Annotated in this window: 21 protein-coding genes, 5 tRNA genes and 2 other RNA genes; 7 read left to right on the top strand and 21 right to left on the bottom strand. The window is 53.4% G+C overall.

The annotated features are described in order from the left end of the window. Positions 1 to 191: 191 nt before the first annotated feature. The 4 genes from hemC (at position 192) to hemY (ending at position 4273) form a co-directional block, all read left to right on the top strand. Positions 192 to 1133 (top strand): hydroxymethylbilane synthase, encoded by a 942-nt coding sequence (hemC, locus tag GN242_RS20095; RefSeq protein ID WP_154754482.1) that lies wholly within the window; start codon positions 192 to 194, stop codon positions 1131 to 1133. Continuing rightward, on the top strand, positions 1130 to 1873 hold the full coding sequence (gene hemD / locus GN242_RS20100; protein WP_156288101.1) for a uroporphyrinogen-III synthase: 744 nt from the start codon (positions 1130 to 1132) through the stop codon (positions 1871 to 1873). The genes hemC and hemD overlap by 4 nt, the downstream gene beginning before the upstream one ends. 67 nt (positions 1874 to 1940) lie before the next feature. Next, entirely contained in the window at positions 1941 to 3080 is a 1140-nt protein-coding gene (gene hemX / locus GN242_RS20105) for a uroporphyrinogen-III C-methyltransferase (RefSeq protein ID WP_154754480.1), read from the top strand. Positions 3081 to 3082: 2 nt separating this feature from the next. Beyond that, positions 3083 to 4273 carry a protoheme IX biogenesis protein HemY gene (gene hemY / locus GN242_RS20110; RefSeq protein ID WP_154754479.1) on the top strand — a complete coding sequence of 397 codons (1191 nt, stop codon included), beginning with the start codon at positions 3083 to 3085 and terminating at the stop codon, positions 4271 to 4273. Positions 4274 to 4867: 594 nt separating this feature from the next. On the opposite strand, the gene GN242_RS20115 is transcribed toward hemY, so the two are convergent. The 19 genes from GN242_RS20115 to trxA form a co-directional block, all read right to left on the bottom strand. Further along, a non-coding RNA gene (locus tag GN242_RS20115) (RtT sRNA) lies at positions 4868 to 4997 on the bottom strand. Between the two features lie 32 nt (positions 4998 to 5029). After that, positions 5030 to 5157: non-coding RNA, RtT sRNA (locus GN242_RS20120), on the bottom strand. Positions 5158 to 5189: 32 nt separating this feature from the next. Then, positions 5190 to 5266 (bottom strand) — tRNA-Pro (locus tag GN242_RS20125). An 89-nt stretch (positions 5267 to 5355) separates the two neighbouring features. Next, positions 5356 to 5432 (bottom strand) — tRNA-Pro (locus tag GN242_RS20130). A 34-nt stretch (positions 5433 to 5466) separates the two neighbouring features. After that, positions 5467 to 5553 (bottom strand) — tRNA-Leu (locus GN242_RS20135). A gap of 13 nt (positions 5554 to 5566) precedes the next feature. After that, a tRNA-His gene (locus GN242_RS20140) sits at positions 5567 to 5642 on the bottom strand. A 101-nt stretch (positions 5643 to 5743) separates the two neighbouring features. Continuing rightward, positions 5744 to 5820, bottom strand: a tRNA-Arg gene (locus GN242_RS20145). 179 nt (positions 5821 to 5999) lie between these two features. Then, positions 6000 to 6740 carry a lipopolysaccharide N-acetylmannosaminouronosyltransferase gene (wecG, locus tag GN242_RS20150; RefSeq protein ID WP_154754478.1) on the bottom strand — a complete coding sequence of 247 codons (741 nt, stop codon included), beginning with the start codon at positions 6738 to 6740 and terminating at the stop codon, positions 6000 to 6002. Between the two features lie 37 nt (positions 6741 to 6777). Next, positions 6778 to 8124 (bottom strand): ECA oligosaccharide polymerase, encoded by a 1347-nt coding sequence (gene wzyE, locus GN242_RS20155; protein ID WP_156288102.1) that lies wholly within the window; start codon positions 8122 to 8124, stop codon positions 6778 to 6780. Further along, complete coding sequence (gene wecF / locus GN242_RS20160) at positions 8121 to 9197, bottom strand: TDP-N-acetylfucosamine:lipid II N-acetylfucosaminyltransferase (RefSeq protein ID WP_154754476.1); 1077 nt, start codon at positions 9195 to 9197, stop codon at positions 8121 to 8123. Before wecF ends, wzyE begins: the two co-directional genes overlap by 4 nt. Beyond that, positions 9194 to 10444 (bottom strand): lipid III flippase WzxE, encoded by a 1251-nt coding sequence (gene wzxE / locus GN242_RS20165; RefSeq protein ID WP_156288103.1) that lies wholly within the window; start codon positions 10442 to 10444, stop codon positions 9194 to 9196. The genes wecF and wzxE overlap by 4 nt, the downstream gene beginning before the upstream one ends. Position 10445: 1 nt before the next feature. After that, on the bottom strand, positions 10446 to 11576 hold the full coding sequence (gene rffA / locus GN242_RS20170; RefSeq protein WP_156288104.1) for a dTDP-4-amino-4,6-dideoxygalactose transaminase: 1131 nt from the start codon (positions 11574 to 11576) through the stop codon (positions 10446 to 10448). After that, complete coding sequence (rffC, locus tag GN242_RS20175) at positions 11573 to 12268, bottom strand: dTDP-4-amino-4,6-dideoxy-D-galactose acyltransferase (RefSeq protein WP_156288105.1); 696 nt, start codon at positions 12266 to 12268, stop codon at positions 11573 to 11575. Before rffC ends, rffA begins: the two co-directional genes overlap by 4 nt. Then, positions 12268 to 13530, bottom strand: a complete 1263-nt coding sequence (gene wecC / locus GN242_RS20180; RefSeq protein ID WP_156288106.1) for a UDP-N-acetyl-D-mannosamine dehydrogenase — start codon at positions 13528 to 13530, stop codon at positions 12268 to 12270. Before wecC ends, rffC begins: the two co-directional genes overlap by 1 nt. Further along, positions 13527 to 14657 (bottom strand): non-hydrolyzing UDP-N-acetylglucosamine 2-epimerase, encoded by a 1131-nt coding sequence (gene wecB, locus GN242_RS20185; protein ID WP_156288362.1) that lies wholly within the window; start codon positions 14655 to 14657, stop codon positions 13527 to 13529. Before wecB ends, wecC begins: the two co-directional genes overlap by 4 nt. Positions 14658 to 14705: 48 nt before the next feature. Continuing rightward, positions 14706 to 15734 (bottom strand): ECA polysaccharide chain length modulation protein, encoded by a 1029-nt coding sequence (gene wzzE, locus GN242_RS20190; RefSeq protein ID WP_156288107.1) that lies wholly within the window; start codon positions 15732 to 15734, stop codon positions 14706 to 14708. Between the two features lie 30 nt (positions 15735 to 15764). Next, positions 15765 to 16868 carry a UDP-N-acetylglucosamine--undecaprenyl-phosphate N-acetylglucosaminephosphotransferase gene (wecA, locus tag GN242_RS20195; protein WP_156288108.1) on the bottom strand — a complete coding sequence of 368 codons (1104 nt, stop codon included), beginning with the start codon at positions 16866 to 16868 and terminating at the stop codon, positions 15765 to 15767. A 289-nt stretch (positions 16869 to 17157) separates the two neighbouring features. Further along, the gene (gene rho / locus GN242_RS20200) at positions 17158 to 18417 is read right to left on the bottom strand and encodes a transcription termination factor Rho (RefSeq protein WP_154754469.1); all 1260 of its coding nucleotides are present in this window, start codon (positions 18415 to 18417) and stop codon (positions 17158 to 17160) included. Positions 18418 to 18779: 362 nt separating this feature from the next. Then, entirely contained in the window at positions 18780 to 19109 is a 330-nt protein-coding gene (gene trxA, locus GN242_RS20205) for a thioredoxin TrxA (RefSeq protein WP_154754468.1), read from the bottom strand. A gap of 129 nt (positions 19110 to 19238) precedes the next feature. Here trxA and rhlB point away from each other — a divergent pair, with 129 nt between their 5' ends. Then, positions 19239 to 20531 carry an ATP-dependent RNA helicase RhlB gene (gene rhlB / locus GN242_RS20210; protein WP_154754467.1) on the top strand — a complete coding sequence of 431 codons (1293 nt, stop codon included), beginning with the start codon at positions 19239 to 19241 and terminating at the stop codon, positions 20529 to 20531. Between the two features lie 6 nt (positions 20532 to 20537). After that, entirely contained in the window at positions 20538 to 22022 is a 1485-nt protein-coding gene (gppA, locus tag GN242_RS20215; RefSeq protein WP_154754466.1) for a guanosine-5'-triphosphate,3'-diphosphate diphosphatase, read from the top strand. A gap of 139 nt (positions 22023 to 22161) precedes the next feature. Here gppA and rep read toward each other — a convergent pair whose 3' ends face one another. After that, positions 22162 to 24180: a DNA helicase Rep gene (gene rep / locus GN242_RS20220; protein WP_156288109.1), complete on the bottom strand. Its 2019-nt coding sequence runs from the start codon at positions 24178 to 24180 to the stop codon at positions 22162 to 22164. A gap of 212 nt (positions 24181 to 24392) precedes the next feature. On the opposite strand from rep, the gene ppiC reads away from it, so the two are divergent. Next, entirely contained in the window at positions 24393 to 24674 is a 282-nt protein-coding gene (ppiC, locus tag GN242_RS20225; protein ID WP_154754464.1) for a peptidylprolyl isomerase PpiC, read from the top strand. Positions 24675 to 24735: 61 nt separating this feature from the next. On the opposite strand, the gene ilvC is transcribed toward ppiC, so the two are convergent. Beyond that, positions 24736 to 26214 carry a ketol-acid reductoisomerase gene (gene ilvC / locus GN242_RS20230; protein WP_154754463.1) on the bottom strand — a complete coding sequence of 493 codons (1479 nt, stop codon included), beginning with the start codon at positions 26212 to 26214 and terminating at the stop codon, positions 24736 to 24738. Positions 26215 to 26366: the final 152 nt, after the last annotated feature.

Genomic DNA, 26366 nt, shown 5'->3' on the forward strand with positions numbered 1-26366 from the left:
GTGCAGATTATTGCTGGAAACGTGATCAATCTAACACCTGGCAGATTGACGGTAAAGAAAGTTGCGCGAGTTAACAGTTTAGCACATTTTACAATCAAATTGCTGCAATAGCTGCCCGTTCCGCCGTTTAACTGACAGGGTTCCCGGTTCAATGATAGGATAATCAGTGAACGATCAAAACGGTATCAAGCATGTTAGACAAAATTTTAAGAATTGCCACTCGACAAAGTCCACTGGCGCTGTGGCAGGCAGAATATGTACAGCAGCGTTTAATCACCGCTCACCCGGGCCTGCGCGTTGAGCTGGTGCCAATGGTGACGCGCGGGGATGTGATCCTCGATACGCCACTGGCAAAAGTCGGCGGCAAAGGTCTGTTCGTTAAAGAGCTGGAACAGGCCATGTTGAGCGATCGCGCCGATATCGCCGTCCACTCGATGAAAGATGTTCCTGTCGACTTCCCACCAGGATTAGGGTTAGTCACTATTTGCGAACGCGAAGATCCGCACGATGCGTTTGTTTCTCATCACTATGCATCGGTAGATGCATTGCCACAAGGCGCAGTGGTGGGTACATCAAGCCTGCGTCGCCAGTGTCAGCTAAGTGCTCGCCGTCCGGATCTGGTTATCCGTTCATTGCGCGGCAACGTCGGTACCCGGCTGGGTAAGCTGGATGCCGGTGAATATGACGCCATTGTGCTTGCTGTAGCCGGGCTGAAACGTCTGGGGCTAGGCGATCGTATCCGTCAGGTAATGCCTGCGGAAGAGTCGCTGCCCGCAGTCGGCCAGGGTGCAGTGGGCATTGAATGCCGCCTTGATGATAGCTGGGTTATCGGACTTTTGTCAGCGTTAAACGACGACGATACCGCCTGTCGGGTGCGTGCAGAACGCGCTATGAACACCCGGCTGGAAGGGGGCTGTCAGGTACCGATCGGTAGCTTCGCGCTGCTGGAAGGCGATCAGCTTTGGCTGCGAGGGCTGGTCGGAGCGCCAGACGGCAGCCAGATGATTCGCGGCGAACGTCGTGGTCCACGCGCCGATGCAGAAAAAATGGGAATTTCACTGGCTGAAGAGCTGCTGGATAACGGCGCTCGTGAAATTCTTGCTGAGGTCTATCAGGGGAATCCTCCGGCATGACTATTCTGGTAACCCGTCCGTCACCGGCTGCCGATGAGCTGGTTAGCCGTCTGCGTACTCGTGGGCAGGTTGCCTGGGCATTCCCATTGATTGAATTTACACCGGGAAGCCAACTGGATCGTCTGCCATCGCGGCTTAGTTCGCTGACGGCAGGCGATCTGGTATTTATCCTGTCACAGCACGCAATCCAGTATGCCCAGCCAGCGCTAGCCCTGGCGGGTACAACATGGTCTGCTAACCTGAACTATTATGCTATAGGCCGCACTTCAGCCCTGGCGCTTCACGCGGTCAGCGGCCATAACGTGGTCTGGCCGCACGAGGAGGAAATCAGTGAAGTACTGATTCAACTTCCCGCGTTACAGGCCGTGGCGGGCAAGCGCGCCCTCATCTTACGCGGAAATGGCGGTCGGGAACTACTGGCAGAAACTTTGCTTGCCCGTGGCGCTCAGGTAGAGTTTATTGAGTGCTATCAGCGCTGTGAAAAGAATTATCATGGCGCAGAAGAGGGGCGGCGCTGGCGCGATCGCGGTATTGAGACGCTGGTGGTAACCAGTGGTGAAATGCTGCAACAGCTTTACCAGCTGTTCCCCGATGTTGACCGGGATGAATGGCTACTACACTGTCGGCTTATTGTCGTCAGTGAACGTTTGGCGACCTTGGCCAGAAGGCTGGGCTGGGCGAACATTTGTGTCGCCGGGGGCGCCGATAACGATGCGCTATTGCGCGCACTATACCTTTAAGATCTCCTGCGGACACTGCGCGAGAGATTAAACGTATAAAACACACTTAAATATGGGATGAACCAGAATGACGGAACACAAAGATTCCTCCGCCATGGTTGAAGAGACTACCCCAGCGGGTGAAACCTCGACACTTAAACCACAACCACCGCGGAAAGTGAAAAACAGTGGTGCGGTGCTGGGCGCTGTAGCCATCGCTATTGCTCTGGCGATGGGTGCAGGTCTCTACATGTATGGAAACCATCAGATACAGCAGCAGGCTGCCGCCAATAAGGCGCTGGCTGAACAACTTTCCAACCTGCAACAGTCATCAATCAGTGACAAGCAGTCACTGGTTGAGCAGCTGGCGACACAAGCCAGCGCGCTTGAGACAACACGTCAGCAGCAGGCAGCCACCAGTCAGCAGCTGGATGAGCTGAAACAGAAGGTAGCCACGATCTCAGGCAGCGATGCCCAGACATGGATGCTGGCTCAGGCCGATTACCTGGTTAAAATGGCCGGGCGTAAGCTGTGGAGCGATCAGGACGTTACCACCGCAGTTGCGCTGCTGAAAAGTGCAGATGCCAGCCTGGCGGATATGAACGATCCAAGCCTGATCGATGCGCGCCGTGCGCTCACGCAAGATATCAGCACCCTCTCGGCCCTCAGCCAGGTGGACTATGACGGCGTGATCCTCAAACTCAATCAGCTCTCGAACGATGTTGATAATCTGCGTCTCGCCAACAACGACAGCGATAATGAGCCGATGGATTCTGATAGCAATGAGCTGACCTCTTCCCTGCGCGAGTGGCGTCAGAACCTGGTGAAGAGCTGGCATAACTTTATGGATGATTTCATCACGATACGCCGCCGCGATGCCACCGCCGAGCCGCTGATGGCTCCTGATCAGGATATTTATTTGCGTGAAAACATCCGTTCACGTCTGCTGATTGCCGCCCAGGCGGTACCGCGCCATCAGGATGAAATCTATAAACAGTCGATCGATACGGTTTCTGCCTGGACGCGCGCCTGGTTCGACAGCAGCGATGCCAATACTAAAGCCTTCCTTGCACAGCTGGATGACCTCAGTCAGCAAAGCGTGTCTATGGATGTACCAGAGGCGCTGCAAAGCCAGCCGCTGCTGGATAAACTGATGGAGACCCGCGTGCGTAACCTGCTGGCGCAGCCAGCAGCACAGTCGGCTCCGTCCCAGCAGCAGGGAGAATAATAATGTTAAAAGTTCTTCTGCTGTTTATGTTGTTAATTGCCGGTATCGTGCTGGGCCCTTTAATCGCGGGCCATCAGGGTTATGTACTGATTCAGACCGATAACTGGGACATCAGAACCAGCGTGACTGCCATGGTAATCATGCTGGTTCTCACGCTTATCGTGATTCTGGCAATCGAGTGGCTGCTGCGTCGGCTATTCCGTACCGGCGCCCGCACTCGTGGCTGGTTCAACGGTCGCAAACGTCGCAGCGCACATAAGCATACCAATGCGGCGCTGGTGAAGCTGGCAGAGGGTGATTATCAGCAGGTTGAAAAATTGCTGTCACGCAATGCCGATCACGCTGAACAGCCGGTGGTGAACTATCTGCTGGCTGCTGAAGCCGCGCAACAGCGCGGTGATGAAATTCGTGCTAATCAGCACCTGGAGCGCGCCAGCGAAATAAACACGGGTGACCCGCTACCGGTAGAAATCACACGTGTACGTATCCAGCTGGCACGTAACGAAGATCATGCAGCACGCCATGGTATTGATCGTCTTCTGGAAGTTGCCCCTCGCCATCCTGAAGTGCTGCGTCTGGCGGAGCAGGCTTATCTGCGTACTCACGCCTGGAGCGCTCTGCTGGATATTCTGCCTGCGATGGAGAAGATTCAGCTGGGTGACGAAGCTCACCGTCTCGATTTGCAGAAGCAGGCCTGGCTGGGCCTGATGAGCCAGGCGATGGCCGATCAGGGTAGCGATGGTCTGAAACGTTGGTGGCAGAATCAGAGCCGCAAAACCCGTCAGGATCCTGCTTTGCAGGTGGCAATGGCGGATCATCTTATCGCCTGCAATGACCACGATACCGCGCAGCAAATCGTGCTGGACGGCCTTAAGCGTCAGTACGATGAACGTCTGGTGCTGTTGATGCCGCGGCTGAAAACCGGTAATCCCGAGCAGCTGGAAAAAGCACTGCGCCAGAAGATTAAACAACACGGCGCTACGCCGCTGTTACACAGTACGCTGGGCCAGCTGTTAATGCAGCACGGGGAGTGGGAACAGGCTAGCGAGGCATTCCGTGCAGCGCTGCAACAGCGTCCGGATGCGTTTGATTACGCATGGCTTGCCGATACTCTGGATCGCCAGCATAAACCTGAAGAAGCCGCCACCATGCGCCGTGACGGTTTGTTGCTGACACTGAAAAACAATCCCTGAATCCTGAAACCTGTTCAACAAAACCGGGCCTGTAGCCCGGTTTTTTTATGTCTGCTTTTCGTGTTGCAGGAAGGCGGCCAGCGGGAGAATCCCCGGGAGCTTACATCCGTAAGTGACCGGGGTGAGCACGCGCAGCCAACGCATCTGCGGCGCGAAAGATAACGGGCATCAGGGCAAAAAAAAACACCTGTCCATGGACAGGTGCAAATTTTCAGGTCGGCTAAGACAACCGGTTGGTACCCGACTCAACGTATTGCCCGATAGATCCAATAAGGCGTTAGCGATATTGGCTGGCTGGACAACAGGTACCGTAAAGTGGCTCTGCATCATTCCCAGGTTTATGAAGCTTGCGCAAACATAAGAGGTGGAATGAGCATCTACGGCGATATTCTTGCATAGTGCGTGCCAGGATTGCAATGTGAGCGATATTAAAAATCTATCTTCATGATATTAAAGCGATTACATATAAATCTGCTCATCTGATATTTCACTAAAGTGTCGTCTGTTGCTGGCACGATGATGGTGTAAACGTCTCTATATGGCGACAATCAATGTATGCTCATGTAAATGTTTTTTAAAACAATGAGATAAATGTCGCCGATTAGAGACAATTACTAATTGATCTGATAATGGATGCGGGCCGTTGCTGAAGCGCAACGTTGTCTCGCTACGCCCGGCTCTAACCTCCTTCGGAGGTTCTCATCCTCATTAGTACAGACGAAAAAAAACCTGCTTTTTCAAGCAGGTTTCTTAAATTGGTCGGCGAGAGAGGATTACGGCTCTTCGAGCCGCCCTGCGGGCCGTTGCTGAAGCGCAACGTTGTCTCGCTACGCTCGGCTCTAACCTCCTTCGGAGGTTCTCATCCTCATTAGTACAGACGAAAAAAAACCTGCTTTTTCAAGCAGGTTTCTTAAATTGGTCGGCGAGAGAGGATTCGAACCTCCGACCCACTGGTCCCAAACCAGTTGCGCTACCAAGCTGCGCTACTCGCCGAATACTACATCGTTGCCACTACTTTTCTTTTTGTTGCTCAAAACGCTCAGGCTTTGAGCAAAACCTCGCAAAAGCAAGATTTTATAAATTGGTCGGCGAGAGAGGATTCGAACCTCCGACCCACTGGTCCCAAACCAGTTGCGCTACCAAGCTGCGCTACTCGCCGAATACTACGGCACTGCTTCACTTCTAAGATTTTGTGGTGCGAAGAGAGGGACTTGAACCCTCACGTCCGTTAAGACACTAACACCTGAAGCTAGCGCGTCTACCAATTCCGCCACCTTCGCATACTACAAAATCTGGGGTGGCTAATGGGACTCGAACCCACGACAACTGGAATCACAATCCAGGGCTCTACCAACTGAGCTATAGCCACCACACCTTACTTCTTCAACTACTCTACTCTTTACTTCACTTCTTTACTGCTTACTAACGCGGTAAATGTTACCACCGCCGCTCATATGCGCACAAAATAAATGGTGCGCCCGACAGGATTCGAACCTGAGACCTCTGCCTCCGGAGGGCAGCGCTCTATCCAGCTGAGCTACGGGCGCGTAGCGCCGTTGCGGATGTGCATACTACGGAGGACAGCCCTGACTGTCCAGTGCTTTTTGCACAAAATAGATCGTTTGATTACGCTTTGTGCATTCCGTCTAAAGTCGCAGCGTTTTTCGGCCTTTTCAGCGGGTTGAATCACACAATATGCCCTTCGCGAATAAAAACAGCCTGGTAATTAAAGATCGCCCCGCCAGTGATATTTAAGGTATTTCAGCAATCTGAGCTGACGCCGCAGGCGTGAGGGTTGCGAAAGCAGACGATACAACCACTCCAGCCCCATTTTCTGCCATATCTTAGGCGCACGCTTGACCCGCCCGGTAAACACATCATATGTGCCGCCCACTCCCATATATAACGCATCCGGGTACAGGGCTTTGCAGTCACGCATCAAAATCTCCTGGCGCGGAGACCCCATCGCCACCGTCACCAGTTTAGCGCCGCTCTCTTTAATACGGGTAAACAGTCCTTCACGCTGATCCGGAGTAAAAAAACCATCCTGAGATCCCACAATATTCACATTCCACTGACGACGCAGTTTATCCATTGTGTGCGCAAGAACAGCTGGCTGGCCTCCGATAAGAAAAACTGGCGTGCCTTCACGTCCAGCTCTTTCCATCAGTGCCTCCCATAAATCAGCTCCGGCAATGCGCGATACCTGCGCCTGCGGATACTTCTTACGGATGGAGCGCACAATACTGATGCCATCAGCATATTTGTATTCTGCCGCATCAATCAGCTGATGAACCTCAGCGTCTGCCTCCGCAGTCAGCACTTTCTCTGCGTTAATCGCCACCAGCGTACCGGTTTTCAATTCACCCTGCTGGTTGAGATAGTCGACAAACTGAGCCATATCACGGAAGCCCGACAGCGCTATACCACGGATCTGATACTGCGGCACCGTTACAGAGATACTCATGAAAATTCCTTCAAAACAAAATAATGCATATCAATGGCTACGGCTGAGTCGACAAGGAGCGAGCAGCGGCACGTACTCGCACCAGCCCGGCACTGTCCAACAGCCAGTAAAGCAGCTTGGCTGCCACCACACAGACTGCGAAAATCACACAGAAGAACACCGCGCGTGAAACAAACGCATCCAGTCCCTCGCGCGCCAGCACGATCATATTGAATACCGCACCAAAGCAAAAACTTTGCAGAATCGCCGCCTTGTAACGGCTCTGCTCCTGCTGGCCTTTCTCATACAGCCAGTCAAACCACTTGATAATCAGCCCCACGGCCACAGCACCCAGCGGAATAAACAGTGCGCCGCCCATCACCACCAGCGAACCGATTAGCGTGGGCGAGATCGCCAGCCCTGAGTGATTATCAAGGACATCCCACGTAAAGTAGTTGGCGCTGTTGAGCACGATGGAAGGCCGCTCATGCCAGAGCCAGCTGGGGATAAATACGTAAAAATCGCGCCAGACAGGTGCCAGCCCCTGGAAATCAATCTTGTCATAATTTTGCAGCAGCAGGCCCAGATTCTCCCACGGCGAGAAGGTATCACGCGTGAGATAAAGGAAGGTGTAAAACGCTTCCGACCCGCTGACATCCAGGTTGTAGCGTTTTAACGCCAGCCAGAACATCCCGACAATGCCGCCGATGCCCGCCAGCGCCAGCATCCACAAAGTGATCCAGCCACGGATAATGCCGATAAACAGGAACAGGGCGAAGGCGATAATAATATTCGCCCGTGTTCCGCCTACGATCGTATAAGTCAGCAGACCGAAGGCCACTGTACTTACCAGAAACAGCAGCCAGCTGCGTTTATCCTGCTTCAAAAAGTAGATCACCAGCATTGCCGGGATAAAGAAGTAGAAGAAGCGTTTTAACGCCACGCCAGAGACATCCGCAGAGAAGATCTGGCTGTAGCTGTGCAGCTTAAACAGCAGAAAGCCATTATGCATAAAGAACACGCTAACGGTGCCCAGCGCCACCAGCGCGAGGATGCCCCAGGTGAGATGGGCCTCAATGCGATTAATGGTAAACATCTGGCGCGAGGGTGCCCGATGGCGCGCGCGCAGCCGGGTTTTATAGCTAACGTAGTAAATGGCATAGAAACTACCGGCTGACAGCAGCGCCTGTAACAGGTATTCCGGCGGCACCACTTCAACGTTGAACCCAAACACCAGCATGCAGGTCAGTGGGAAACCAAAGAAAAAGGTCAGCAGAAATAACAGCGAGAAAAACACATTGAAATTGAAGCGTACGCGACGAAATTCGCGCCAGGTGAGCGTAAGTATAAAACCACAGCAGCACAGGTAGACCACCAGCAGGCCGGCAAACTGTAATAGCGTCATACGCAGTCTCCTTCGACCAGACGCAGTGCCTGCTGCCAGCCGCTCAGATAGCCAGGCTCAAAAAAGGCAATACGTGATTTATCTAACAGCATCATCTGACGCCGCGCCTCGCTGACCGTTGCAGCATCCAGCGGATCACCATCAAACAGTACCGGCACCTGTTGTTCCGCCAAATCCTGCCAGAACGGATTCTTGCGATTAAGCACAAAGGGTACATTCGCCTGCATCAACAGACACAACGTGCCAATCCCCTGCTGACGTTCAAAAATAAAATAGCCAAGATGGCACTGGGCTATCAATTGCAGATAGTCGCTAAATGCCAGCTTCTCAGTTAACAGTTCCACTACGCCTGGAGCAAACAGCGCAGCGGCCGCCTCTTTTACGCGCTGAATATAGGCCCCGTTATTCGCCGGATAGCCCAGCGGTACCTTTACCCGTACATGATTACCAAACTGCTGACAGATGGTCTGTAGCGCCTGAATATGGCGGTTACTGGCATCGCCGGAGTTACCCAGAAGGATGGTCAGTGGCCCCTGCGGCTCCTCACTGGATTGCACATTTTGTGCCAGTCTGGTCGGGAAATAGAGCAGCGATGCCGGAATATGCGGGTTACGCTGGTGCAAGTGCGTGATATCACCCCGGGTGGCAAACACATGGGCCACTCGTTTTTGTGCCTGACGCCGCAGCAGATAGAACAGGCGGAATTTCAGGTGGGTGGACTCTTCGTAAAGGTCAGCCCCCCAGATATGCCAGTAAATCTGGGAGCGTTTAAGCTGGCCAGATAACAACGCCAGCCACAGGCGCGGATTAAACTGACCGTGGCAGAAAAAACGTGTATCACGCTCGCGGCGTCCGGTGGCAATCACCGCTGCGGCCAGCGCGGATTTATCCGCAAACACCCGGATATTCAGCCGGGTAAACGACTGAGCGATCGCGGGCTGTGCGCTAACGACCCAGAACTGACGCGCGGTCGTAACGGGCACCGCGTCATGGAGCTGTTGATCGAAGAAACTCAGCACCGTCTGGTTATGATGCGGAATATCTGAGCCTAAAAGGTGGATTACTGTGGTCATACTCGTCTACGGTAAATAATAAAAATGCCTGCACAGAGTGCAAAATAAGCGATATAGGTCGCCATATACGCCTGAGCCGCACCGGCTGCACCATGCAGCGGGATGAGCCAGCGGGAAAATCCGGTAAGCAGGACGAACTGACTCACTTCCGTCAGCACATAAAAACGTAGCGATGCCTTCGCAATGACCAGATAGCCAAACACGTAGCAGCCAACCTTGAGTACATCACCGATTAACTGCCAGACAAACAGGTCGCGCATGGCAGCAAATTCTCGGGAAAACAGCAGCCAGATGGCCACATCGCGCAGCAGCCAGACGGTAAAACTTACCGCAGCAACCGCTGGCAGCACAAAGCGCAGAGCCTTGATAATTTCGCGGGAGATCTCCGCTCTGTTTTGTAGCCGTGAAAGCGTAGGCAGCAGATACACGCTAAACGATGCGGTAATAAATTGCAGATACGCATCAGATATACTGCTGACGCCCTGCCATAAACCTACCTCTTCCCATCCTGCATGCTGTGCCAGCAAGTTACGCATCATCATCCATGCCACCGGCAGCGTTACTGCGGTAATCAGCGCCATCAGTGTGAATTTACCCAGCAGGGTGACAAACTCTGGCCGCCAGGCAGGCAACAGATAGCGCATCGGCAGATGGTCGCGCCGCGCCAGCAGGATAACAGCGGGAACCACCACCAGCGCAGGCACCATCGCCAGCCCAACCAGCGCGCCGCTGTAGCCTCCCAGCTTGTAGCAAACAAACCATGCGGCGACGCCAGTCAGGCTGCCGACTATCAGCGACAGAGCATTACCGGCCGCATCCCGGAAGCCTTTCATGATCGCCAGCGCCAGGTTGGCCCAGGCAATCCCCATTTGCAGGAAGGCGACGATACGAATTACCTGCTGATAACGCTCATGGCCGAACAGCGCCTGGCTGATTGGCGCAGCAAACAGCAGGAAGATCAACGCCAGCAGCAGTGAGAAGCCCAGCACCATCGACGATGCGGTACCGGTGACAGCACGTAACTGTTCCGGCTGCTGCTGATACTGCGCTACATATTTAGTCACGCCGTTAAAAATCCCGGCCCCGGCCAGAACTCCAAGCACGGTAATCAGCTGACGGAAGTTACCCGCCTGCCCGACCCCGGCTGGCCCGTATGAGACCGCCAGCATTTTCACCACCAGCAAACCAGCGACAATTTTTACCAGTGTGGATATCGCCGTCCACACTGATGCTTTTGCCAGTGACATATCAGGAGAAATAGCTTAGTAAGGAGCCGATCACCGTTTTCTGATTATTATCAGAGAGGTTATAGAACAGCGGCAGGCGCAGCAGGCGATCGCTTTCACTTTGGGTAAAACGATCTTCACCGTTCATACGCCCAAAGCGCTGCCCGGCCGGGGAGCTGTGCAACGGGATATAGTGGAACACCGCCAGAATTTCGGCTTCTTTAAGCCAGGCAATCAGCGCGCTGCGGTCATCATGGTCGCGCAGCTTCAGGTAAAACATATGCGCATTGTGCTGGCAGTCAGCCGGAATACTGGCCAGTTCAATACGTCCACGGGCGGCGATCGGTTGCAGGGCATCGCTATAGTTCTGCCACAGGCGTAAACGCTGTTGGTTGATCTGCTCTGCGGCCTCCAGCTGCGCCCAAAGATAGGCGGCCTGCAAATCGGCCATCAGGTAGCTGGATCCGATGTCACGCCAGGTGTATTTATCCACCTGACCGCGAAAGAACTGACTGCGGTTAGTGCCCTTCTCACGAATAATCTCGGCACGCTCGACCAGTGTTGCATCGTTGACCAGTGTCGCCCCGCCTTCACCACCCGCAGTGTAGTTTTTGGTCTCATGGAAGCTGAAACAGCCAATATGGCCGATGCTACCCAACGCCCGTCCCTTATAGGTCGACATCACACCCTGAGCGGCATCTTCCACTACCCACAGCTGATGCTTTTTCGCCAGCGCCATAATAGTGTCCATCTCGCAGGCAACTCCTGCGTAATGAACCGGCACAATGGCTTTGGTCTTTTCGGTGATCGCCGCTTCAATCAGGCGCTCATCGATATTCATAGTGTCCGGGCGTACATCAACAAAGACAATGGTCGCACCGCGCAGCACAAAAGCATTGGCGGTGGAGACAAAGGTGTAGCTCGGCATAATGACTTCATCGCCGGGCTGAATATCAATCAGGATGGCCGCCATCTCCAGCGATGCAGTACAGGAAGGCGTCAGCAGCACTTTACGGCTGCCGAAGCGCTGCTCCATCCACTGCTGGCAGCGACGGGTAAAACCGCCATCGCCGCATAGTTTGCCGCTGCCCATTGCCGACTGCATATATTCAAGTTCAGTTCCCACCACCGGTGGCGCATTAAACGGAATCATGGGTTTTCCCTGTATAACCAGTAGGCGGTGCGTTCAATCACGCCACCGCAGCGAAGATAGAGTCGCAGCGCGGCAACATTGCCCAGCTGCGTTGCTACATGTAGCCGTGTCAGGCGGCGCGCCCGGCACCAGTCGTTAGCGGCATTCATCAGCCGCTGGCCAATGCCCAGCCCTTGTGCCGCAGGTAACACCGCCAGCAGGCCAATACGTGCCGTGCCGTCGTCCAGTTCGCGCAGAGAAACAAAGCCCTGCATTGCGCCCTGTTCATCCACTGCCAGCAGGCACTGGTGATCAAAGGTGCCACGCACGGCATTCTCCACCCACTGCGCATAAAAACGCCCGCTGTCACCTGGCGCATACCAGGGAGCACGAAAACGGCTGTAGAGAAAGGCGTGTTCTGCCACCTCGCGCAGGGCGGATATATGCTCAACACGGGCAATGCGAATACCCGTCGGGCGCTCAACAGGGGTAACCCCCAGAACGCAGTCGGCTTCCCCCTCAACCAGACGAAAACCGAGGGCGCTCAGTGCATCCAGTTCGGCACTCTGCTGGGCCAGCACTTTGACCTGCACCAGCTGATAACTGTCGAGCAGAGCGATATCCAGTGGCGTATCGCCCTGCAATTCCAGCAGCGCGCTGTGGCAACCAAAGAAGGCGTTTTCCCACGCCAGGGGTTTAAGCGTCGCTTGCACTAACGCCAGACGCCCTTGGTATCGACAATCCACTGCTGGCTGACTGTTGACGCATCGGTAGCTTTAAACTGACGGTGATCCACCAGCATCACCAGTATATCGGCCTGTTGCAGTGCATCGTCCAGCGATACCAGCGTTACGCGTTCCTGCAATTTAGGCGGAAGCTGCTGTACGTTCGGTTCAACCGCCAGCGTGATCCCCTGATGCCATTCAGCAATCATTTTCGTGACCTGCACAGCCGGGCTTTCACGTAAGTCATCAATATCCGGCTTAAACGCCAGGCCAAAACAGGCAATTTTCAGCTCGCTGGCGCGTTTATTGTTATGCATCAGGCAGTCGGCTACCTGGCGCTGAACCTGCTCCAGCACCCAGTGCGGTTTGCTGTCATTCACCTCACGCGCGGTGCGGATCAAACGCGCCTGAACCGGGTTTTGCGATACGATAAACCATGGGTCGACAGCGATGCAGTGACCGCCAACTCCCGGGCCTGGCTGCAAGATATTGACGCGAGGATGGCGGTTGGCCAGCCGGATCAGCTCCCAGACATTGATCCCCTGGTCGGCCGCAATCAGCGACAGCTCGTTTGCAAAGGCAATATTGACATCGCGGAAGCTGTTTTCGGTTAATTTGCACATCTCAGCGGTGCGCGAGTTCGTCACCACGCACTCACCTTCCAGGAAGATGTTATAGAGATCGCAGGCGCGCTGTGAGCAGCGCGGCGTCATTCCGCCAATCACGCGGTCATTTTTAATCAGTTCAACCATCACCTGGCCTGGCAGTACACGCTCCGGGCAGTAGGCGATCTGAATATCTGCATCCTCACCCGCCTGCTGTGGGAAGCTCAGGTCAGATCGTGCCGCCGCCAGCCATGCTGCCATCTGCTCGGTGGCACCAACGGGGGAGGTTGATTCCAGAATCACCAGATCACCCTTTTTCAGTACCGGAGCAATGGACTCAGCGGCAGCCTGCACATAGGCCATATCGGGCTGATGCTCGCCTTTAAACGGCGTTGGTACGGCGATCAGCCAGGCATCAGCAGCCTGAGGCTGGGTTGAGGCACTTAACCAGCCCCCTTCAACGGCGGTTTTCACTGCCTGACCAAGATCCGGTTCAACAATGTGTATCTCGCCACGATTGATGGTTTCAACCGCGTGAGCATTAATATCAATGCCAATCACTCGCTTCTGACGTGAAGCAAATGCGGCGGCAGTAGGCAGGCCAATGTAGCCCAGCCCAATCACTGAAATAGTATTAAAACTCATAATGTTATCCGATTATTTTTAAGGGCCTGCACAATGCGCTGGCAGGCCAGCCCGTCACCGTAAGGATTATGGGCACGGCTCATTGCATGCCATGCGTCCTCATCGGTGAGCAGACGAGTCACTTCGCGAACAATCTTCGCACCGTCAGTTCCCACCAGTCTGACTGTCCCGGCGGCTACCGCCTCAGGGCGCTCGGTTGCATCACGCATTACCAGTACTGGTTTACCGAGAGACGGGGCTTCTTCCTGAATCCCGCCGGAATCGGTGAGGATCAGCCAGGCGCGATCCATCAACCAGACGAACGGCAGGTACTCCTGCGGTTCAATCAGAATAATATTGTCAATATCGCGCAGTATGCGGTTTACCGGCTCGCTGACGTTCGGGTTGAGATGCACCGGATAAACGATCTGCGTATCCGGATGCAGACGCGCGATCTCGGCCAGTGCATTGCAGATACGTTCGAAGCCACCGCCAAAACTTTCGCGACGATGGCCGGTGACAAGGATCAGTTTTTTATCCGCATCGAGGAACGGATAACGAGCTGCAAGACTGTCTCTTAGTGCGGTATCGCTGAGTACGCGATCCCGCACCCATAGCAGTGCGTCAATCACCGTGTTTCCGGTGACGAAAATACGCGACGCTGGCAGATTCTCACGCAACAGGTTCTGCTGCGAGTTATCAGTCGGGGTGAAATGGTAGCTGGCGAGATGCCCGGTCAGCGTGCGGTTCGCTTCCTCTGGCCACGGCGACCAGAGATCGCCTGTACGCAACCCCGCCTCCACATGCCCGACGGGAATACGGTGGTAAAAAGCTGCGAGGCTGGCAGCCAGCGTGGTGGTGGTGTCACCATGAACCAGCACCACATCCGGAGTGAAGTCGGCAAACACCGTCTTCAATCCCTCCAGAATACGGCTGGTGATCTCGGTCAACCCCTGGCCGGGTTGCATAATATTAAGATCGTAATCCGGCACGATGGAAAACAGGTGCAGCACCTGGTCGAGCATTTCCCTATGCTGTGCGGTCACGCATAAGCGTGACTCGATTTCATCATCCTGCGCCAGCGCTTGCACCAGAGGTGCCATTTTTATCGCTTCCGGGCGCGTGCCAAAAACCGTTAATACTTTCACCATGACTCTCTTAATTCAAATTATTTAACAGCACCGGTTAAAGTGCCCTTAACGGCGAGAGCGGCGCACCAGCGCAGTCCCTGCACCCAGTAATACGCCTATCGTACCCCACATGATCATCAGCAATACACGGCGTGGACTATCACGATTTACCGGCTCTTCCGGCGTACGCAGATAACGCCACGTCTGGAATGATTTCACCAGGGTAGGGCCAACATTTAGCGTCGTCAGCATTGCCCGATTTTGATCGTATTCCAGATCGTAAGACGGTCCGGTTGCCCGCAGATTTTCCAGCCGCGCCTGTAGCAGCGGTCGGCCCAGCATAAACAGCTCAGAGTCCGGCAGCTGTTCAGATGGAATCTCTGTTTTTGACTGCTCAAAGCCCTGCTGTTGCGCTATTTTCAGCGCCTGCTCGATGCTGTTGATCTGACGATCGTAAATAGCTTTGGCGACCGCTTCCTGACGTTTAACCTGCGCTTTTAACTGGATACTGCGCGCAGCCCATGCGGCAGACAGCTCTTCATTCAGATGCGTGGTGGCGCGGGCGTTCGCAAAGGCCACATACTGACGCAGCAGGGTATTCGCATCTGCCGACGTCTCCGCAACCAGCCTGACGGTATCATTCATATTTTTCGCACCGTCGGCAGGCTGAAACTGGATGTTGGCGATCATTTCATCCAAAAGTGCCGCATCTTCGCGCGCCTTGCCGGTTTTACGCTGCTGGTAATAGCTGGACTGTAACCAGAAATCACGGCGTGTATCCCAGGCAAAAAGCTGCATCATGAATTCTTGATACGCTTCCTCCATGACCGTTGGAGGTGCCACGGTCAGGCTTCCGGCACGAATATCCAGATTATTAAGAAACTGCTGCTGAGAGTAGAACCCGGAGAGCATATTCACCGTTGGGCGGTCGACAATCGCCGTCGTGCTCCATTTAGGCGTGACCACTAACGAATAGAGCCAGGCCAGCAGCGCAAACAGTACGCCCCCGGCAATAATCCAGAATTTACCGCGCCATAGCGCGCAGCAGAGGCCGCGAATATCCAGCTCATTATCTGCAGCGTCAGGATGGGTCATACATCTGTTTCCTTGTCATGAGGGCATCTGTCAGTCAGTGGAAGATTTGCTTTCATTATTGTTATTTCGCAGACGGCGTTTAAACCGTTTAATCATGCGCGCTACACGCCATGCGCGTTTGATGCAGTAGCCATAAAGCATAAATGCCAGTAAGAACAGCACCAGCATCACCCATTCAGGGACAAACGAAAGGTACTCACCCAGTACACCAACCATCGCCAGCAGCGCCGCCGCAGCGGTAATCAGGACAAATGCCTGGCGCGAGGTAAAGCCTGCGCGCATGATCAAATGGTGTATATGCTGACGGTCGGCAGAGAACGGGCTCATCCCTTTACTCAGTCGGCGATACATAATCGCCACCATATCCATCAGCGGAATGGCAATCAGCCACAGCGCGGTGACCGGCGTGATTGGGTGATTCTGGCCCTGGGTCGCCTCTAACAGGATCCAGATAATCGTGAAGCCAATCACCGTACTGCCTGCATCACCCATAAAGACTTTATAGCGGCGACCAAACATACCCAGGTTCAACAGAATGTAGGGCACGATGGCAGCAATCATGATGAAGCACCACATCGCAAGGCTGCTCTGCCCGTCTAACATCAGGATGACACCCATCGCCAGAAACGTTACGCAGGATAAGCCGCCCAGCAGACCGTCAATTCCGTCTACCATGTTGAATGCGTTGATCGCGGCCCAGACAGCAAATAGCGTCAGCACATAGCCGAACGGCCCTACCACCAGCTCCCAGGGGCCGAATATATAGCCCAGGCTTAACAGATAGAGTTTAGCCTTCATCATCATAACGATGGCAACACCCGCCTGTACCACGGCGCGGAATTTGACACTTATGTCATAGCGATCATCGAGCGCACCCACCAGTACCAGACAGCCGGCGCAGGCCAGGTACAGTTCAGCATGGGGAATATAGAAGTTCGTTAATGCAAAAGCGAAGCAGCTACCCGCAAAGACAGAGATCCCACCAACAAGCGGAATGGCTCCCTGATGACGTTTGCGATAGTTGGGTTTATCCACCAGTCCAACTTTTTTAGCCGCTTTACGTGCAAAGAAAAGAAACACCAACGAAAATAAAAAAGTCAGGCCAAGTTCTGTACTCATATTGAGCAAATTCACATTATCCAGCTCTCTGCTAAGAATTGCACAGATGTTATAAGCAATATTTGTGCCAATACATATCTGCAATTCTGATTTTGTTCACCAGGGCTAAAAAAATCACTATCCTCTGTGACTAGTACCCTGTGCCGTTCTTTAGGTTTAATTCTCCCAGATTAGGATAGCCTATAGGCCAAAAACAAAAAACGCCACGACTATGCGTGGCGTTACCCGAGTTTTGTACTTAATATTGACGGCAGTAGTGTTGTCTGGCGGTTAAATCATCGCCTGACCTGCTGCCCGAAGACCTTTATGAACGCTTCATCATATCGAAGAATTCATCATTGGTTTTCGTCATCGCCAGCTTGTTGATGAGGAACTCCATTGCGTCGATTTCGCCCATTGGGTGAATAATCTTACGCAGGATCCACATCTTCTGTAGCTCTTCGGAAGTGGTAAGCAGCTCTTCTTTACGCGTACCAGAGCGATTGTAATCAATAGCAGGGAACACGCGTTTCTCAGCGATTTTACGCGCCAGATGCAATTCCATGTTGCCTGTACCTTTAAACTCTTCGTAGATCACTTCGTCCATCTTCGAACCGGTATCAACCAGTGCGGTGGCGATAATGGTCAGGCTTCCGCCCTCTTCCACATTACGCGCAGCACCGAAGAAGCGCTTCGGACGATGCAGGGCGTTGGCATCCACACCACCGGTCAGTACCTTGCCAGAGGCAGGAACAACGGTGTTGTAGGCACGCGCCAGGCGGGTGATGGAGTCCAGCAGGATGATAACGTCTTTTTTGTGCTCGACCAGGCGCTTGGCCTTCTCGATTACCATCTCAGCAACCTGAACGTGACGGGATGCTGGTTCGTCGAAGGTAGAAGCAATAACTTCACCTTTAACCAGACGCTGCATCTCGGTGACTTCTTCCGGACGTTCGTCAATCAGCAATACCATCAACACGCAGTCTGGATGGTTGTAAGCGATGCTCTGCGCAATGTTTTGCAGCAGCATGGTTTTACCGGCTTTCGGAGGCGCCACAATCAGACCACGCTGACCACGACCGATCGGCGCAGCCAGATCAAGTACGCGGGCGGTCAGATCTTCGGTAGAACCGTTACCACGCTCCATGCGCAGACGAGAGTTGGCATGCAGCGGCGTTAAGTTTTCAAACAGGATTTTATTACGGGCATTTTCCGGTTTGTCGTAGTTAACTTCATTAACTTTCAGCAGGGCAAAGTAACGCTCACCTTCTTTTGGCGGGCGAATCTTGCCAGAGATGGAGTCACCTGTGCGGAGGTTGAAGCGGCGGATTTGGCTGGGGGAAACGTAGATATCATCGGGACCGGCGAGGTAGGAGCTGTCTCCTGAGCGGAGGAAACCAAATCCATCCTGCAATATCTCGAGTACGCCGTCGCCGAAGATGTCTTCGCCACTTTTAGCGTGTTGCTTAAGGATGGCGAAGATTATGTCCTGTTTGCGCAAACGCGCCAGGTTTTCCAGCCCCATATTTTCGCCGAGGGTAATCAGGTCTGAAACCGGCGTATTTTTTAATTCGGTAAGATTCATAATGGTGGGTTCTTAAACTCGGGGTAATACATGAACTGTTTGTCGTGAATGGTATGGCGAAAGATCCATGCCTGTTTAATTGGTTTCTGGTGCCGATGTCCACTCGATGATCACGTGCAGGAAAACGCAAATCTGAGACGAGGAGACGGTAAAGGCAAGAAACCGGAAATCAGTTGATACTAACCGTCAGATTGCTGAACATCTGTAAGACTTTGATGAATACTGTGTTCAACAAGGAGTAATTCTAAAGATTCAAACTACAAGGCAAGTGCGTAGTGCAGTAGATTTAACTTAGCACGCTTAAAGCCGGGCGTCTAGCGGTCAACGAAAAATTCGAACCGCAAGCCGCCGGCATAGCTTAATTAGCCAAGGTTCGCATTCAGGAACTCTTTGAGCTGGCCTTTAGACAGTGCGCCGACTTTAGTCGCAGCCACTTCGCCATCCTTGAACAACAGCAGGGTTGGGATACCACGGATACCGTATTTAGGTGCCGTTGCTGGATTTTCATCGATGTTCAATTTAGCAATAGTGAGCTTGCCTTCATACTCTGCTGCCACTTCATCAAGAATAGGGGCAATCATTTTGCAAGGGCCACACCATTCTGCCCAGAAGTCGACCAGCGTCAAACCTTCTGCTTTAAGGACGTCGGTTTCGAAGCTGTCATCGGTCAGGTGAACAATTTTATCGCTCATGTTTACTCCAGGGGATTATCTTTACCTTCAATGTTGCATTAAGCCACATCAGGCTGAGTTTATATCACTGCTTTTATTTCACCGGATAAGCTTTCGTAAAGCAATAGTAAGCTGATATTCTACCACACTATGAGCAAAACACACTTAACCGAACAGAAGTTTTCCGACTTCGCCCTGCACCCTCAGGTTGTTGAAGCCCTTGAAACTAAAGGGTTTCATAATTGCACGCCTATCCAGGCGCTGGCATTACCTTTTACGCTCTCCGGGCGTGATGTAGCAGGTCAGGCGCAAACAGGTACCGGCAAAACGATGGCGTTTCTGACGTCAACGTTCCATCATCTTCTTTCTCACCCAGCACCGGAAGGTCGCCAGGTTAACCAACCGCGAGCGCTGATTCTGGCACCAACGCGCGAACTGGCGGTGCAGATTCACGCGGATGCGGAGCCTCTTGCGCAAGTAACCGGACTCAAGCTTGGTCTGGCTTACGGTGGCGATGGCTACGATAAGCAGCTGAAAGTGCTTGAAAGCGGCGTCGATGTTTTAATCGGCACCACTGGCCGTTTAATCGATTACGCTAAACAGAATCATGTGAATTTAGGTGCTATCCAGGTGGTAGTGCTCGACGAAGCTGACCGCATGTTCGACCTCGGCTTCATTAAAGATATTCGCTGGCTGTTCCGTCGCATGCCTGCGGCCAACCAGCGCCTGAATATGCTGTTCTCCGCCACGCTCTCCTTCCGCGTCCGTGAACTGGCGTTTGAGAATATGAACAACGCTGAATACGTTGAAGTCGAACCGGAGCAGAAAACCGGACACCGTATTAAAGAAGAGCTGTTCTACCCTTCCAATGAAGAAAAAATGCGTTTGCTGCAAACGCTGCTGGAAGAAGAGTGGCCCGATCGCGCGATTATTTTCGCCAACACTAAGCACCGCTGTGAAGATGTCTGGGGCCACCTGGCAGCAGATGGTCATCGTGTCGGCTTGCTGACCGGTGATGTGGCACAGAAAAAACGCCTGCGTATCCTGGATGATTTCACCAAGGGTGATGTCGATATCCTGGTTGCTACTGATGTTGCCGCACGTGGCCTGCACATTCCTGCGGTGACTCACGTGTTTAACTATGATTTGCCGGACGATTGCGAAGACTATGTGCACCGAATTGGTCGTACTGGTCGCGCAGGTGCAAACGGTCACTCAATCAGCCTCGCCTGTGAAGAGTACGCACTGAACCTGCCGGGCATCGAAGAGTATATCGGTCACAGCATTCCGGTCAGCCGCTATAACAGCGATGCGCTGATGAGCGATCTGCCGCCGCCAAAACGTTTGACCCGCAACCGTTCTGGTAATGGTCCGCGCCGTGGTGGCAATAATAACCGCCGCAGCAGCGCTCCGCGTAATCCTAACCGTAAACGTTCAGGTTAAGCCGCCATGCTGAGTGCATCATCACTCTATGCTGCGATCGATTTAGGATCGAACAGCTTCCATATGTTGGTGGTGCGCGAGGTGGCTGGTAGCATCCAGACCGTTGCCCGCATCAAACGCAAGGTGCGCCTTGCCGCCGGTCTCGATGCCGATCATCATCTTTCCGATGAGGCAATGGAGCGCGGCTGGCAGTGTCTGCGGTTGTTTTCCGAACAGCTCCAGGACATTCCCCCGGAACAGATCCGCGTGGTGGCCACTGCCACTCTGCGAATAGCTGCCAATGCCGGGAGTTTCCTGGTAAAAGCGCAGGAAATCCTCGGGTGTCCGATCAATGTTATCAGCGGCGAAGATGAAGCACGCCTGATTTATCAGGGTGTGGCGCATACCACCGGTGGCTCCGACAAGCGCCTGGTGGTTGATATCGGTGGCGGAAGTACCGAACTGGTGACAGGCAGAGGTTCACAGACCACAACGCTTTTCAGCCTGTCGATGGGCTGCGTCACCTGGCTTGAGCGCTACTTTGCCGATCGCCATCTGGGTAAAGCCAATTTCGAACAGGCCGAAGAGGCCGCGCGAGCCATGATCCGTCCGGTTGCTGACGCTTTACGCGAGCAGGGCTGGCAGGTCTGCGTGGGTGCTTCCGGCACCGTGCAGGCGCTACAAGAAATTATGATGGCGCAGGGCATGGATGAGCGGATTACACTCAGCAAACTTGAGCAGCTTAAACAGCGTGCTATCCAGTGCGGTAAGCTGGAAGAGCTGGAAATCGAGGGGCTGACCCTTGAGCGTGCGCTGGTGTTCCCCAGCGGCCTGTCGATTCTGATCGCTATCTTTACTGAACTGAACATCACCAGCATGACGCTGGCCGGCGGTGCACTGCGCGAAGGACTGGTGTACGGCATGCTGCATCTGCCCGTAGATCGGGATATTCGTAATCGTACGCTGCACAACATCCAGCGCCGTTTTGCCATTGATCCTGAACAGGCCGAGCGTGTACGCCAGCTGGCTGACAGTTTTGCCCGTCAGGTCAGCCAGGTGTGGAAACTGGACGATCGCAGCCGCGAACTGCTGGAAAGCGCCTGCCTGATCCACGAGATTGGTCTGAGCGTAGATTTCCGCCAGGCTCCACAGCACGCGGCTTATCTGGTTCGCCATCTGGATCTGCCCGGCTTTACTCCGGCGCAGAAAAAGCTCCTGGCTACCCTGCTGCAAAACCAGGTCAACGGTATCGATCTGGCGCTGTTAAGCCAGCAGAATGCGGTACCACCGCGTGTTGCCGAGCGTATGTGTCGTCTGCTGCGGTTAGCGATTATCTTTGCCAGCCGCCGTCGTGATGACATGCTGCCCGCCGTGCGTTTACAGGCGGATGATGACAACCTGACCCTGACGTTACCGGCCGGATGGCTGGAACTTCATCCTCTGCGGGCTGAACTGCTGGAGCAGGAAGCGCACTGGCAAAGCTATGTGCACTGGTCACTGGTTATCATATAAAACAGCTGTGCCAGGCCATGCTGTGTTAAAAATTTCACGTCACATGCTCATTTACGCTCTGTAAACTCCGCTTTGCCGTGAATTTTTTTGTCTTGCCTGACCCGCCGCCCGCTACAGTTTCGACCGGGTAACTTCGATTCTATTTCTTCGCTTTATCCAGCATCGCACGCAGACCGGCCACGCGACTCTGTCCGGTTTGCATGCGCTCTTCCGCGCTGACGACTTTCCGCTCCGACTCCCATTTCAGGTCATCCTGCGGCAGCTCCAGCAGGAAACGGCTTGGCTCCGGACGCACCAGCTCACCATATTGACGGCGTTCGCGGCACAGGGTAAACGTCAGCTCTTTTTGCGCACGGGTGATCCCGACATAGGCCAGACGTCGCTCCTCTTCAACGTTGTTTTCGTCGATGCTGCTTTGATGAGGTAACAGCCCCTCTTCCATACCGACCAGGAAGACATACGGGAACTCCAGACCTTTTGAGGCATGTAGCGTCATCAGCTGAACCTGATCGGAATCCTCATCACTTTCTCCACGCTCCATCATGTCGCGCAGGGTAAAACGTGTTACTACCTGGGTCAGCGTCATCGCTTCATCAATATCACTGCCTTCCAGCATTTCAGTCATCCACTGGAACAGAGTGTTGACGTTTTTCATGCGCATTTCGGCGGCTTTTTGGCTGGGTGAAGTTTCATACAACCAGCTTTCATAATCGATATCACGAATCAAATCACGCACTGCCGCTATCGGCTCACGTTCAGCCAGGCGGGCAATCTCCTGCAACCAGTGGGTGAAACGCTGTAGCGATTCCAGACCACGGCCGCTTAACGTCTGCTCCAGACCCATATCAAAACTGGCGCTGAACAGGCTTTTGTTACGCTGCATCGCCCAGTCACCCAGCTTTTGCAGCGTGGCGGAACCAATTTCGCGCCGCGGCGTATTCACAATACGCATAAAAGCACTGTCGTCATCAGCGTTGGTCAGCACACGCAGATAGGCCAGCAGATCTTTGATCTCTGGCCGTGAGAAGAACGACGTACCACCCGAAATACGATATGGGATGCGGTTCTGCATCAGCATCTTTTCAAATACCCGCGACTGATGGTTGCCGCGATAAAGAATGGCGTAATCTTTGTAGCTGGTTTTATTGATAAAGTGGTGGGCGATCAGCTCTCCGGTCACGCGCTCCGCTTCATGATCTTCATGGTTAGCTGTGACCACTTTTAGCTCTGCACCGTAGCCCAGCTCAGAGAACAGACGCTTTTCAAACACATGCGGATTATTAGCGATCAGAATGTTCGCTGCTTTCAGGATACGTTCAGAAGAGCGGTAGTTCTGCTCCAGTTTAATCACCTGTAACGCCGGAAAATCTTCCTGTAACAGCACCAGGTTCTGTGGACGTGCGCCACGCCATGAATAAATAGACTGATCATCATCGCCCACTACGGTGAAACGCGCCCGGCTCCCTACCAGCAGTTTAACCAGCTCGTACTGGCTGGTGTTGGTATCCTGATATTCATCCACCAGCAGATAGCGAATACGCTGCTGCCAGCGTTCAAGCACCTCCTGATTACGCTGGAACAGCAGAGTCGGCAGCAGAATCAGGTCATCAAAGTCCAGCACGTTGCATGATTTAAGATGTTTGTCATACAGCCCATAGCAGTGGGCAAACAGCTTATCGCGTTCCGAGATCGCGCCCGCCGCGGCACGGGACGGATCCATCAGATCGTTCTTCCAGTTCGAGATCGTCGAGATCAGCTGTTGCAGCAGGGTTTTATCATTTTCCAGCCACTTTTCAGTTAAATCTTTCAGTAGCGCCAGCTGATCCTGATCGTCGAACAGTGAGAACTTAGCTTTCATTCCCAGCGCTGCATACTCACGTTTGATAATCTCCAACCCCAGGGTGTGGAAGGTCGAAATCATCAGCCCGCGCGCTTCTTTGCGCCCGAGGGTTTGAGCCACACGTTCTTTCATTTCGCGTGAGGCTTTATTGGTAAAAGTTACCGCCGCGATATGGCGCGCCTGATAGCCGCACTCGCGGATCAGATGGGCAATTTTGTTGGTGATCACGCGTGTTTTACCTGAACCGGCACCAGCCAGCACCAGACAAGGCCCGGTAACAAATTCGACGGCGTGTTGTTGCCCAGGATTAAGACGCATAGATAAGTCACTCAATGAAATTACGAGGGAGAAGAAAACAGCGTGGTAGTATATACCCAAAATAATTCGAGTTGCATGAAGGCAGCAAAAGTGTGAATCCCGATGAGCTGACTGAAGTCAGTGATTCGGGTGAACGAGAGCAGCTAACGCACAGGCAGCTTGAAGTATGACGGGTATAGCCCGCGAAATCCCTATGACTCAAGGTAACAATCATGGCAAAAATGGCAGCAGCACTGCATATTCTGGTAAAAGAAGAACAACTGGCGAATGACCTGTTAGCACAGCTGCAACAGGGCGCTGATTTTGAGAAGCTGGCGAAGAAACACTCCACCTGCCCGTCAGGCAAAAAAGGCGGTCATTTAGGCGAGTTCAAACAGGGTGCGATGGTACCGGCATTCGATAAAGTGGTGTTCTCCTGCCCGCTGATCGAGCCACAAGGCCCGCTGCACACTCAGTTCGGTTACCACATCATTAAGGTGTTGTACCGTAACTAAAAGAAAGGCGCCGTAAGGCGCCTTTTTTACTGGAAAGGATCGTCAGACCCTTGCTGAATAATTAACCTGCTACCGCGATACGTTTCATATCGGTCATGTAGCCACGCAGTGTGCGGCCCACGGTTTCGATATCATGGTTGCGGATGGCTTCGTTAACATCGCGCAGCTGCGCGTTATCAACGGTGGTGGCAGTATTCACCGCCTGGCCCAGGTCGCCTGCCTGCAAGGTTGTCATAAACTCTTTCAGCAGCGGTACTGCCGCGTAAGAGAACAGGTAGTTACCGTATTCCGCAGTATCCGAGATAACCACGTTCATTTCATACAGGCGCTTACGGGCAATAGTGTTCGCAATCAGCGGCAGTTCGTGCAGTGATTCGTAGTAAGCAGACTCTTCAATGATGCCAGCAGCAACCATGGTTTCAAATGCCAGCTCAACGCCCGCTTTCACCATGGCAATCATGACTACGCCCTGATCGAAGTAATCCTGCTCGGAGATTTTACCTTCAAACTGCGGAGCGGTTTCGAACGCGGTCTTACCGGTCTCTTCACGCCATGTCAGCAGATTTTTATCGTCGTTTGCCCAGTCAGCCATCATACCGGAAGAGAACTCACCGGAGATAATGTCATCCATGTGCTTCTCAAACAGCGGAGCCATAATGGTTTTCAACTGCTCAGAGAGGGCGAATGCACGCAGTTTCGCCGGGTTAGACAGGCGATCCATCATCAGGGTGATACCGCCCTGCTTCAGTGCTTCAGTGATGGTCTCCCAGCCGAACTGAATCAGTTTTTCTGCATAAGCTGCGTCGGTGCCTTCAGCAACCAGCTTGTCGAAACACAGCAGTGAACCCGCCTGCAACATACCGCACAGGATGGTCTGCTCGCCCATCAGGTCAGATTTCACTTCCGCTACAAAGGAAGATTCCAGCACGCCCGCACGGTGACCGCCAGTCGCCGCAGCCCAGGCTTTAGCAATCGCCATACCTTCGCCTTTAGGGTCGTTTTCCGGGTGAACCGCGATCAGCGTTGGCACACCGAAACCACGTTTGTACTCTTCACGCACTTCGGTGCCCGGGCATTTCGGTGCCACCATGATTACGGTGATGTCTTTACGTACCTGCTCGCCCACTTCAACGATATTGAAGCCGTGAGAGTAACCCAGCGCAGCACCGTCTTTCATCAGCGGCTGAACAGCCTGTACAACTGAGCTGTGCTGTTTGTCCGGCGTCAGGTTGATCACCAGATCGGCCTGCGGGATCAGCTCTTCGTAAGTGCCCACTTTGAAACCATTTTCGGTCGCTTTACGCCATGAAGCACGTTTCTCAGCAATGGCCTCTGCACGCAGAGCATAGGCGATGTCCAGGCCGGAATCGCGCATGTTCAAACCCTGGTTCAGGCCCTGAGCACCACAACCAACGATGACGACTTTTTTGCCCTTCAGGTAGCTGGCTTCATCGGCGAATTCTTCGCGCGCCATAAAACGACATTTACCTAATTGCGCTAACTGGTTGCGCAGGTTCAAAGTGTTGAAATAGTTAGCCATGGGGTACTCCGTTATGAGGTTGTGTTCGCATTATTGTTTGTTGTCGGGGCGGGTTATTTCCCTGCCCTCAATAGACCTTATCATATGACAGGAAATGCGTTGCTGAAATTGATATATTAACAACGTGACATTGCACTTTTTGCAACATGAAA

Origin of the sequence: Erwinia sorbitola (assembly GCF_009738185.1) — a bacterium.
Classification (GTDB): Bacteria; Pseudomonadota; Gammaproteobacteria; order Enterobacterales; family Enterobacteriaceae; genus Erwinia; species Erwinia sorbitola.